Genomic DNA, 3,490 nt, shown 5'->3' with positions numbered 1-3,490 from the left:
GGTTACAGCTCGTAAGCCGCTATCGTCGCGAAGGCGCGCGCGCTACCGGCGAAATGAGCGTTCACTACCTACATTTCGACGCTGCAGAAGATATCGCGCGCCTCGGCGCACTTATGAAGGTGAACCCTCCCATTCGCAACGGTATGCGGGAACCGTTGTGGCAGGAATTACAACGCGACGGGTGCGAGTTCGTTTCTTCCGACCACAGTGCTTGGCCTCTTGCACGCAAGCAGGTCGCCTCATCATTCTATGCGCCGGCCGGCATTCCAGGGCTGGAGACGCTGTTGCCAGCCTTCTTTACTGGCTTGGCGAAACGCGGTCTGGATGCGCCACGGCTTTGTTCGCTGTATCTTGCGGAGAGGCCCGCGCGCTTTTTCGGCTTGTGGCCTCGAAAGGGGCATCTCTCCCCCGGTGCTGATGGGGACATCGTTGTAGTCAGAACCGCACCCTATCAGTTCGACGCCTCCAAAACTCATGACGGGCTGCAATGGAGCCCGTTCGACGGTGAGATGTTTGCCGCCAGCGCCTCCGCGACATTCGTACGTGGCAAGTTGGCTTGGGATGGCAGTGTTATCAAAAGCCAGGTTGGAGGCGGTGAGTTTGTTCCCCGACAGAACAATCGGGGGGTTTAGGGAGTCAAGAAGAAGCGATGGAAGCGTCCAAAAAGGGGAACAAATGAGACAGACATCCACGAAACACGATGAAGCCAGACCGATGGAGACTGGAGGTGTCGCGCGGTTTCCGTCATCGTCGCGGGAAGGCCGGAACTCGATATCGATCTCCGGAGTATCCAAGACTTTCAAGACGCGCAACGGCCCCATCCAAGCGCTGAGCGCGGTCGAACTTGAGGTGGCCGAAGGCGAGTTCGTGTCGGTGATCGGCCCCAGTGGCTGCGGCAAGAGCACTCTGATGATGCTGCTCGCGGGGCTGGACAAGGCGACCACCGGCAGCATTCGGGTCGGCGGCAAGCCGATCGTCGGACCGAATTCCGACATCGGTGTCGTCTTCCAGCAGGATGTCTTGCTGGAGTGGCGCAGTGCGATGGCGAACGTGATGCTTCAAGCCGAGATAAGGGGCCTTGATCTGACGCAGTCGCGCAAGCGGGCCGAGGAACTTCTCGGCATGGTCGCTCTCGACAATTTTCACGATGCGATGCCCTATGAGTTGTCTGGCGGAATGCGTCAGCGGGTTTCCATCTGCCGAGCCCTGCTCCACAACCCGCCTCTGCTGGTGATGGACGAGCCATTCGGCGCACTCGATGCATTAACCCGCGACCAACTGCAGGTCGATCTCCTGCGCCTATGGTCCAACCGAAGTATGACCATTGTTTTCATTACGCATTCGATCTCAGAGGCCGTATTTCTCAGCGACCGTATCGTCGTAATGTCACCTCGTCCCGGCAAGATCGAGACCATCATCGACGTCAAGCTTGAGCGTCCGCGTCGCCTGGCCGTGCGCGACAGCTCCCAATATGCACACCACGTCCAGCAGGTGACCGATATTTTCAAGACCCTGGGCGTACTCAAGGAGGACGAAATATGACCACCGACGCGCTAGTTGTTTCGCCAGATACAAAGCTTTCGCGGGCGTGGCTCAACGAGCCTCCCTACGCATTGATCACGCTTGTGCTCCTCGTCGTAGTCTGGCAACTCGCCTGCACGGTCGGGGGCGTCCCGAACTACCTGTTACCGTCGCCCTACCAGATCGGACGCGATCTCGTCGTGGGCTTTCCGTACTTCATTCCGCACACGACTGCGACGGCATGGGTAATCCTGACCGGGTTTCTGGCAAGCGTCGCGGTTGGCGTCCCGATTGCCGTCATGCTCAGCTATTCGCGCATTCTGAACAAGTCCCTCTATCCGTTGATTGTCGGCTCCCAGGTTGTGCCAAAGGTCGCCATTGCGCCTCTCATGTTGGCTTGGTTTGGCTTTGGGATTACGCCGAAGATCGCCATTGTGATTCCCATCCCCTTCTTTCCCGTGTTCATCAATTCGGTGGTTGGGTTTCGATCTGCCCCGCCACAGATGCTCTTCCTGGCGCAGTCGATGGGCGCGAGTCTTTGGCAAACATTTTTCCGTTTTTGCCTGCCGAATGCGCTTCCCAGTATTCTCGCCGGCCTCAAGATGGCGGCGGTGCTGGCAGTCATCGGCGCCGTCGTGGCGGAATTCGTCGGGTCAGACAAAGGGCTGGGCTATGTCATCCTCATTGCAGGGTCGAACTTCGATATCACCCGCCAGTTTTCCGCGATCATCCTGCTTACCGTGCTCGGCATGGCCTTTTTCTGGGTGATCGAGTTCATCGAAAGGCGGGTCATTCCCTGGCACGTGTCGGTGCGCACCGAGATCTGATTCCACAAACCTCTGGAGATAAGAGATGCCAAGACTGATAAATGCTCAGGAAAAGGGCGTGTGCGTCATCGCCGCGACGCCTTTTAGAGATGACGGAGCCATCGATCACGCCAGCATCGACACGCTCGTCGAATTCTATATTGAAACAGGCGTTGACGGCATGACCGTGCTTGGAATGATGGGCGAGGCCAACAAGCTTTCGGAGGAAGAAAGCAAGACGGTGATGAAGCGCTTCGTCGACCGTGTCGCCGGGCGTGTTCCGGTCGTGGTTGGCGTGAGTAATCCTGGCACGGACGCGTTGCTTCGTTTCTCGGCCGAGGCAATGGACGCCGGGGCATCGGGTGTCATGATCGCGCCGTTGCCGAGCCTCAAGAACGAGGATCACGTCTTTAAATACTACGCAACTATTGCTGAACGACTGGGTACGGCGGTCCCTATCGTCTTGCAGGACTATCCGTTCGTGACGACGGTTAATCTGTCGGTGGAGACGATCAATCGCCTCGTCGACGCTCTGCCGCAAATGGTTATGCTCAAGCATGAGGATTGGCCGGGCCACGATAAGCTGACAAGGCTGCGTAAGGGGTCATCCGAAGGACGTCACCGGCGCATCAGCATCCTTGTTGGCAATGGTGGGCTCTATCTGCCGCAGGAGCTTGCCCGTGGAGCCGACGGTGCAATGACCGGATTCGCATATCCAGAAATGCTGGTCCAGGTCACACGACTGTTCGCAGCAGGGGAGGGAACCACGGGTGAGGATATATTCGATGCCTATCTGCCACTGCTGCGTCATGAGGCGCAGCCTGGCATCGGGTTAGCCCTGCGCAAAGAGGCGCTTCGCCGTCGCGGCGCTATTGCCAGCGCCTTTGTACGGGCTCCAGGGGCGCGGTTGTCCAGAGAGGACCACGATGAGTTGAGTCGACTGGTCGAACGACTGGAACGTCGTCTCGGGGCGTCAAAACGGCCCGCAGCCAAGACCGGCTGACGCCGATGCAGGAAACGGCGAAAGTGCTAAGCTTTTGTCCCCCCGGTTGCGAATTTTGACGCGCTGTTGTGGGAATTGAGTCCGGGCATTCAGCGAGGTTGAGAACATTTCATAGGTTGTGCAGCCCTGGTGGCATAGGCGGAGTCGAACCTTTCAGGGC

General features: G+C 58.3%; 4 protein-coding genes. All 4 read left to right on the top strand.

Annotated elements, in window-relative coordinates:
* Window positions 1-632: dihydroorotase family protein (locus tag EN935_RS40930; protein ID WP_164771366.1), on the top strand; the 632-nt coding region annotated here is incomplete at its 5' end.
* Window positions 633-675: 43 nt separating this feature from the next.
* Entirely contained in the window at window positions 676-1,542 is an 867-nt protein-coding gene (locus EN935_RS27045; RefSeq protein WP_245489062.1) for an ABC transporter ATP-binding protein, read from the top strand.
* Complete coding sequence (locus tag EN935_RS27040; RefSeq protein WP_127373798.1) at window positions 1,539-2,348, top strand: ABC transporter permease; 810 nt, start codon at window positions 1,539-1,541, stop codon at window positions 2,346-2,348. The genes EN935_RS27045 and EN935_RS27040 overlap by 4 nt, the downstream gene beginning before the upstream one ends.
* A 25-nt stretch (window positions 2,349-2,373) precedes the next feature.
* Window positions 2,374-3,330: a dihydrodipicolinate synthase family protein gene (locus tag EN935_RS27035; RefSeq protein WP_127373797.1), complete on the top strand. Its 957-nt coding sequence runs from the start codon at window positions 2,374-2,376 to the stop codon at window positions 3,328-3,330.
* Window positions 3,331-3,490: the final 160 nt, after the last annotated feature.

This window comes from Mesorhizobium sp. M7D.F.Ca.US.004.03.1.1, assembly GCF_003998635.1.
Taxonomy (GTDB): domain Bacteria; phylum Pseudomonadota; class Alphaproteobacteria; order Rhizobiales; family Rhizobiaceae; genus Mesorhizobium; species Mesorhizobium loti.
Note: the sequence above shows the minus strand (reverse complement) of the source record. Positions and strands in the feature narration are given on the sequence as shown.

What these genes read in the sequence shown, in the direction of transcription:
- EN935_RS27045 (WP_245489062.1), top strand. Translation starts at nt 676, where the DNA reads ATGAGACAGACATCCACGAAACACGATGAAGCCAGACCGATGGAGACT.
- EN935_RS27040 (WP_127373798.1), top strand. Translation starts at nt 1,539, where the DNA reads ATGACCACCGACGCGCTAGTTGTTTCGCCAGATACAAAGCTTTCGCGG.
- EN935_RS27035 (WP_127373797.1), top strand. Translation starts at nt 2,374, where the DNA reads ATGCCAAGACTGATAAATGCTCAGGAAAAGGGCGTGTGCGTCATCGCC.